Here is a 6,799-nt window from a genome sequence, read left to right as displayed (position 1 = left end):
GGCATCTGGTTCACCTCTTTGGGAATCAGCACGATGGCCTTCAACCTGAATGGTTTCAACTTCAACCAGTCAGTGATTGACAGCCAAGGTCGGGTGATCAACACTTGGGCAGATGTCATCAACCGCGCCAACCTGGGTATGGAAGTAATGCACGAGCGCAACGCTCACAACTTCCCCCTCGACTTGGCAGCCGGTGAGTCTACTCCAGTGGCTCTGGTTGCTCCCAGCATCAATGGTTAATCGCTAGAGACAAGATATATCGCGTCTCTACATCAAAAGCGCCTCCCGCAAGGGGGCGCTTTTTTATTGGGAACCACAGATAGAGCCAGATTGTATCAATCCAATCTATCGGGGGTTTAGGATAAATATGGAAGCATACAGATTGGAGATAGGACAACGGTTTACACACGTCCCTTAGCTCGTCTCATCGAGCAACTGCAACGGTTGCCAGGAGTTGGCCCGAAAACTGCACAACGTCTGGCACTGCATATTATTAAGCGATCGCCCGAAGAAGTAGAAACACTGGCTCAAGCTTTAGTTGAGGCGAAAAAGCAAGTGGGTTTATGTCAGGTGTGCTTTCACCTCTCGGCTGAACCTGTCTGCGATATTTGCCGTAACTCTAACCGCGACAACAGCACGCTCTGTGTGGTGGAAGATTCCCGTGATGTGATTGCGCTGGAAAAAACTCGCGAATATAGCGGCAAGTATCACGTCTTGGGAGGCATCATTTCACCGATGGATGGAATTGGCCCCGACCAACTAAATATTCAACCGCTCGTGCGGCGAGTGAGCCAGCAAAAAATTAAAGAAGTGATTTTGGCAATTAGTCCCAGCGTAGAGGGTGAGACAACAACCTTGTATGTCGGTCAATTACTAAAGCCGTTTACCAAAGTGACGCGGATTGCCTTTGGTTTACCGATGGGCGGTGATTTAGAGTATGCCGATGAGGTGACACTAGCACGAGCCTTAGAAGGGCGCAGAGAGTTGGATTAAGCAAGTAGAACCCTAGAATTGCTAGATCCCTCTTCTGACAAACTGAGGTAAAAGCTTGATTTCTCATGGGCTGTAATACTGTAAATTCATCGAATTCTCTCAAAATGACACAAGAGGGAGATTAGCAATGAGTCATTAGCAGCCAGTAGATAATCTGGGTATTCTAGTCACTTAAATAGGGCTTCTAACTCAACTTTTGCTTAACGAAAGCCATCATCTGAGCCAATTGTTTTTTCAGTGCCGGAATTTCAGCGACTTGTTCCTTCAATCCCTTAATTTCAGCCTGCATTGCCGCCATTTTTTCATTTAATGCCTTAATTTCAGCCGATGCATCTGTAGAGTCAGCAACGACTGCGGTTGTCTGAGCAGAAAGTGTTCCAGCTTGTGGGCGCGGCAATTTGGCTTTAGCGATCGCCGACTGGATTGCCTGATTTAAGTGCTTCTCATTGAAGGGCTTCTCTAGGAATTCAAAATACTCAAACGGTTCTGAAAGTTTCTCCATCACTTCCGCTTTCCGCCCAGAGATGACCACTAAAGGAATCATCTGGAGTTCGGGCGAAGCTTGAAGTTGCCCAAAAACCTCCCAACCGCTCATGCGAGGCAGAATCCAATCCAAAATAATGACATTCGGATGCTCTTGACGGATGAGATTAAGTCCCTCTTCCCCATCTTTTGCTTCTAAAACTTGAAAGTTGCCCGGAGGCAACATTTCTGGCAATGAAGCCCGAATTACTTTAGCATCATCAACAATTAGGATTTTTTGAGTTGCTCCCGCTTTCTGAACGTCGGGAGCCGTTGGGGTTCCTTTAGCGGCTGGTGCTGTTTGGGCACCAGCCGCAGCCGCTTGCCGACGAGGCAGTTTCGCCTTAGCCATTGCTGATTTCATCGCCTGAATCAGCGTCTTCTGCTCCAACGGCTTGGCAACAAATTCAAAATACTCAAACGGTTCTGGAATTTTGTGTGTAACTTCTTCTTTACGTCCTGATGTCACCACTAAAGGAATCTTTTGGAGTTCCGGAGAGACTTGAATTTGTTGAAAGACTTCCCAGCTACTAGGCTGAGATGACAGGAAATCCAGCACGATTAAATTGGGGCGTTCTTTTCGGATTAAATTTAGTCCTTCTTGAGAGTCTTTTGCTTCGAGAACTTCAAAGTTACTCTGGGGCAATAGCTTTCGGACTAGACTCCGACTGGTGCTGCTGTCATCGATAACCAGGATCTTGTTACTTGGCATAACTAACTCCTAGGAGTGGTGACTGAGGACATTCCATGAAACAAGAAACTCAACCGTAAGAACGCCCCGATTACGAGTCAGATGAGCTGGAAGATTGAATGGGGACAGGATCTAAATGCTGAGGTGTATTCTATAAATGCTAGCGATTACTTCAGCTTTTGTTTAATGAATGTCACAATTTGAGCTAGCTGTTTTTTCAAGCCATCAACCTCACTAGGTATCGCTGCCATTGGAGCCACCTGTTTCTTCAAGGCGTCAATCTCAGCTTGCATCTTGGAAATCTTGGCATTTAACTGCTGAATGTCTGCTGACGCAACCCCTGTGTCTGGTGGGACTGTATCCTTAGCGACGACTGCCGGCGGTGCTGACGGTACTACCACCGGGCGGTTTCTTGCTTTTGCCATCGCTGTCTTGATAGCGGCAATCAGTTGCTTCTGGTCAAAGGGCTTGGGTATGAATTCAAAATATTCAAAAGGTTCTGAGATTTTCTCTGTCACCTCTTCTTTCCGACCAGACATTAAAACGAGAGGAATTGACTGAAGTTCGGGCTTACTTTGAATCTGCTGAAACACCTCCCACCCGCTCATTTTGGGCAAGAGAAAATCTAACATAATCAAGTTCGGGTGTGACTGGTAGATCAGATTCATGCCTTCCAGACCGTCTTTTGCTTCTAAAATTTCAAAGTTACCCGGTGGTAACATATCTCGTACTGTATTTCTGATCACTCGACTGTCATCAATCACCAGAATTTTGTGACCTGCCACGACTGACTCCTTAGGGGTAATTTAAAGAAAAACTAAAGTTGATTTGAGCCGACTGCTGCCTTGTCGCTAATTTCAGCAAGATGAGCGGCTAGCAGAAAACTGCCTCGCGTTCATACCAATCAGGATAATTTGGAATGTGTAGTACAAGTGTGTCTGCGCTACAGAACTATGATTTCTATACCCGATTACGGTAAACCAACGCTAGCGCCGTAATGGGGATTCTCATGAGTGCGTGGTATACAGCAACACAATGGTTTGCCTGATATCCTCACTCTTCGATCGTCTTGACATACAAAAACATAAAGCCAAAAAGCTAGCAGCGTGCCTAATTCTAGATTAATCCGGTCTGACCTGAAAGGGAAAAAAACTAAGGCAGAAGCAGAATCAGAGTTAGAGTCGAATGATTTAAGATTTGTATCATAGGACTGACGCATTGCCCGACAACGTAGGGGCTTTTTTGGGTTGTGCCTGTACTGGCTATCCTGTACTGGCTATATAGACAAAGGCGCAGGAAAGCAGGCGAGATAGTGGTTCTCACTCGATCGGAACCTCACCCCCAGCCCCTCAACCTTCACGGAGAGGGGAGAATATTGAACCAAATCCGCGAACAGAGAGGGGAAATATTAAACTCAAATCCGCGAACAGAGAGGGGCTGAGGTGGGGTTAAACCGGACTGCGTTTAATAGAAAATTGCGATGAAAATTGTTGTAAGCCCTTGAGTTTAGGAGTTTGGCTGCGTAAGTTCTGTATTATACGGATGCTCATTGAGCTGGTAGCCCAGAAAAAAACATGAATTTGCCTACCGAAACGAATGCTCGACAAATTCAGCCTGATGTACAAGCGTGGAGGTCAGAAATTGAGGCGCTACCGCCTTGGTTGCGACGCTCCATCGGGAAAGCAAGCGACATTTCGACGGTGCAGCGAATTATTAAGCAGCGGCAAATTCACACGATTTGCGAAGAGGGGCGCTGTCCGAACCGGGGAGAGTGTTATACCCAAAAGACAGCAACGTTTCTGCTGATGGGGCAAACTTGCACCCGTGCCTGTGCTTTTTGTCAAGTGGAGAAAGGGCACGCACCGATGCCTTTAGATCCGGAAGAACCGCAAAAGGTGGCTCAGGCGGTGCAGTTGCTTTCTTTGCGCTACGTGGTGCTGACTTCGGTGGCGAGAGATGATTTGCCGGATGGGGGGGCGAGTTGGTTTGCGGCGACGATGGCAGCGATAAGACAGATGAACCCGGAAACCCTGATTGAGGTGTTGACGCCAGATTTCTGGGGGGGTAAGGATGCGGTGGAGAAACAACGACAACGAGTTGCAACGGTGGTTGCAGCGTCACCCGTTTGTTATAACCACAATATTGAGACGGTGGAGCGTCTGCAAGGACGGGTGCGACGAGGGGCACAGTATGTGCGATCGCTTGATGTTCTCCGGATTGTGAAAGAACTTGACTCCACGATTGCCACGAAATCCGGCTTGATGCTGGGACACGGAGAAACTGAAGTCGAAGTGATTGAGGCGATGACCGATTTGCGGAATGCTGGATGCGATCGCATTACCCTCGGTCAGTATATGCGCCCTTCACTAGAACATCTGCCAGTCCAAAAATACTGGACGCCAGAAGAATTCGAGCATCTGGGAGCGATCGCGCGGAAAATGGGCTTTGCTCACGTCCGTTCCGGTCCCCTCGTCCGCAGTTCCTACCACGCGGGAGAGAGTGTTTAAAGTCAAGAAACCACGGGAGGAAAAAAGAATTTTTCTATTGATCGTGCATCGGGAAAGCGCCTATCAAGGTCTACGCTGCTTTCAGGAAGACTGCGGTAAATGAAAATATTTCTATCGAGCCGTGCTAATTGTGACAGCTCTTTGGTATTTCTTGATAAAGTCCAAAATTAGGAGCAAATGCTTATGACTGCACAAGCCAAGAAACCAAAAGGTTCTCTTACCCAAACGAGTAAGCCTCCCTATCCTTTCCGCACTATCGTTTCGCTGATCCTCTTAGCTGGTAACTTCCTGGTTGCAGCGATTTATTTCCACATCATCAACCCGTAATCCATCTCTAAGAAAACTGAATCTACAGTTTTGAGGTTAGGGTGAATGACAACGATGAAGGCGGAAGGGAGAAGGATGGATAGCCTGTTGATTCATCCTTCATCCTTCATCCTTCATCCTTTTATAGGGTGCCCTTGAACAAGCCTTGGGGACGGACAAGCAGAATTAAGACCATGATCAAGAGGGCAACACCCTGCTTGTATTCAGACCCCAGGAAGGGGACGCTGAGTTCTTGGGCGATACCAATTACCAACGCACCTGCGATCGCCCCGTAGGGGTTGCCAATCCCGCCGAGAATCACCGACGCAAACATCGGCAAAATCAAAAACCAGCCCATGTTGGGGCGTATGCCGGTAATCAGCCCGTACATGGCTCCTCCCAGGGACGTAAAAACGCCGGTAATTAGCCAAGTCCAAATCACCACGCGCTCAACGTTAATGCCTGAGACGCGAGCGAGATCGATATCATCCGCAACTGCTCTCATTGCCTTCCCGATTTTGGTGTTCTGCAACAGGAAATGCAGCCCCAACATTGCGAGGACGGCTAAAACCATGACAACGATCCGGTAATAAGCCACGTTGACTCCGAAGATGTTGAGGGCGGAGGCAATTGGCAAATTGTAGCGCTGGTTGCCTCCTCCCCAAATGAAAATGATGCCATTGCGGAGAAACAAGGCAAGTCCAATCGAGATGATGATCAGGGTGGTAGGGGAGGCACGGCGTGCCCGCATTGGTTTCCAGAGCAGCTGTTCGCTCAGTAGCATCGCCGCCACCGTTCCCCCCGCGCCTAAAATCATTGACAGCCAAATATTTATCCCACTGATATTCGCTAACCAGGTAAGATACGCGCCCAAGGTCATAAAATCGCCATGAGCAAAGTTGGAAAGGCGCAAAATTCCATAAGTCAGCGTTAGACCAATCGCCGCTAGCGCAATGATGCAACCCACGGCGATGCCATTCACAATTAATTGAGCAGTTTGTACATCCATTCACTTGACTCTCCAGTTAACTGGAGATTTCATAATAGCGATTGAAACAATAATCCTGAATTTACACTATGACACTACAACTGAAAGTTCCCAGCATGGCTTGTTCTGCCTGTGTAGACACGATTTCTAAGGCAGTTGCCACTCTTGACCCCACCGCGAAGGTAGAGGCTGATACCAAAACCAAGCTCGTAAGTGTGGAAACACAACAGCCAGCAGACAAAGTCAGGGAAGCGATCGCGAACGCTGGATATCCTGTCGCCTAGCGATAAGATTATCGCAAAGGTTAGGGGAAATTTGGATGCAGCAGTGGAGCAGAAAATTAACACTCGTCTTCGCCGCTGGCGCTTTGGGAGGACTGGCAAATAGTCTTGCTGTTTGGCTGTTTGGAGTTCTGGGCATCACTGCTGCCTTGGGGGTGAAAATTGCGCCAGCTTTGACCCCAGATTGGCTGTATCCTCGCATCGTTTGGGGCGGTTTATGGGGATTTCTCTTTGTCTTGCCTTTTCTGCGTTACCCCTCTTGGTTGCGAGGGATTGTCTTGCGAGGAATTGTCTATAGTCTTGCGCCGACACTGGCGCAATTACTGATTGTATTTTCGGTGAAAGCGAATCAAGGGCTGCTAGGGCGTGTCATCAATTAAGCCAGATGACCGTAGCAGCTAGTAGTTAACCACGATAGTTTTGACAGATAAACAGGGATCGGGGAAACTGGCTAAAACCCAAAACTTCCGATGCCAGAAAAATATACAGTCACGCTCAGCAACGAAGAACG

At 48.0% G+C, this 6,799-nt stretch carries 8 protein-coding genes and 2 pseudogenes; 6 read left to right on the top strand and 4 right to left on the bottom strand.

Annotated features, from left to right (window positions below; all coding sequences use genetic code 11):
* Together NDA03_RS27685 and recR are read left to right on the top strand one after the other, a co-directional pair.
* A pseudogene (locus NDA03_RS27685) lies at positions 1 to 240 on the top strand (photosystem II q(b) protein); the annotation flags it as partial.
* 141 nt (positions 241 to 381) lie between these two features.
* On the top strand, positions 382 to 993 hold the full coding sequence (gene recR / locus NDA03_RS27680; RefSeq protein ID WP_190411240.1) for a recombination mediator RecR: 612 nt from the start codon (positions 382 to 384) through the stop codon (positions 991 to 993).
* Between the two features lie 184 nt (positions 994 to 1,177).
* On the opposite strand, the gene NDA03_RS27675 is transcribed toward recR, so the two are convergent.
* From NDA03_RS27675 to NDA03_RS27665, 3 genes and pseudogenes are all read right to left on the bottom strand, one after another.
* Entirely contained in the window at positions 1,178 to 1,750 is a 573-nt protein-coding gene (locus tag NDA03_RS27675) for a response regulator (RefSeq protein ID WP_347276593.1), read from the bottom strand.
* A 138-nt stretch (positions 1,751 to 1,888) separates the two neighbouring features.
* Positions 1,889 to 2,227: pseudogene (locus NDA03_RS27670) on the bottom strand (response regulator); the annotation flags it as partial.
* A gap of 146 nt (positions 2,228 to 2,373) precedes the next feature.
* Positions 2,374 to 2,991 (bottom strand): response regulator, encoded by a 618-nt coding sequence (locus NDA03_RS27665; protein WP_190428622.1) that lies wholly within the window; start codon positions 2,989 to 2,991, stop codon positions 2,374 to 2,376.
* Positions 2,992 to 3,780: 789 nt separating this feature from the next.
* On the opposite strand from NDA03_RS27665, the gene lipA reads away from it, so the two are divergent.
* Both lipA and NDA03_RS27655 read left to right on the top strand, forming a co-directional pair.
* The gene (gene lipA / locus NDA03_RS27660; RefSeq protein ID WP_190411227.1) at positions 3,781 to 4,713 is read left to right on the top strand and encodes a lipoyl synthase; all 933 of its coding nucleotides are present in this window, start codon (positions 3,781 to 3,783) and stop codon (positions 4,711 to 4,713) included.
* Between the two features lie 183 nt (positions 4,714 to 4,896).
* Positions 4,897 to 5,040 (top strand): photosystem I protein PsaX, encoded by a 144-nt coding sequence (locus NDA03_RS27655; protein ID WP_190411226.1) that lies wholly within the window; start codon positions 4,897 to 4,899, stop codon positions 5,038 to 5,040.
* A gap of 121 nt (positions 5,041 to 5,161) precedes the next feature.
* Here the strand turns inward: NDA03_RS27655 and NDA03_RS27650 are convergent, their stop codons facing one another.
* Positions 5,162 to 6,028, bottom strand: coding sequence for a branched-chain amino acid ABC transporter permease (locus tag NDA03_RS27650; RefSeq protein WP_190411225.1), 867 nt, complete (start codon positions 6,026 to 6,028; stop codon positions 5,162 to 5,164).
* A gap of 68 nt (positions 6,029 to 6,096) precedes the next feature.
* On the opposite strand from NDA03_RS27650, the gene NDA03_RS27645 reads away from it, so the two are divergent.
* Both NDA03_RS27645 and NDA03_RS27640 read left to right on the top strand, forming a co-directional pair.
* Positions 6,097 to 6,291, top strand: coding sequence for a heavy-metal-associated domain-containing protein (locus NDA03_RS27645; protein WP_190411224.1), 195 nt, complete (start codon positions 6,097 to 6,099; stop codon positions 6,289 to 6,291).
* A gap of 35 nt (positions 6,292 to 6,326) precedes the next feature.
* Positions 6,327 to 6,668, top strand: a complete 342-nt coding sequence (locus NDA03_RS27640) for a hypothetical protein (RefSeq protein ID WP_348239811.1) — start codon at positions 6,327 to 6,329, stop codon at positions 6,666 to 6,668.
* Positions 6,669 to 6,799 lie beyond the last annotated feature (131 nt).

This window comes from Trichocoleus sp. Lan, assembly GCF_039961855.1.
Classification (GTDB): domain Bacteria; phylum Cyanobacteriota; class Cyanobacteriia; order Cyanobacteriales; family FACHB-T130; genus FACHB-T130.
The sequence above is the reverse complement of the archived record's forward strand: the minus strand, read 5'-3'. Positions and strand labels throughout refer to the sequence as shown.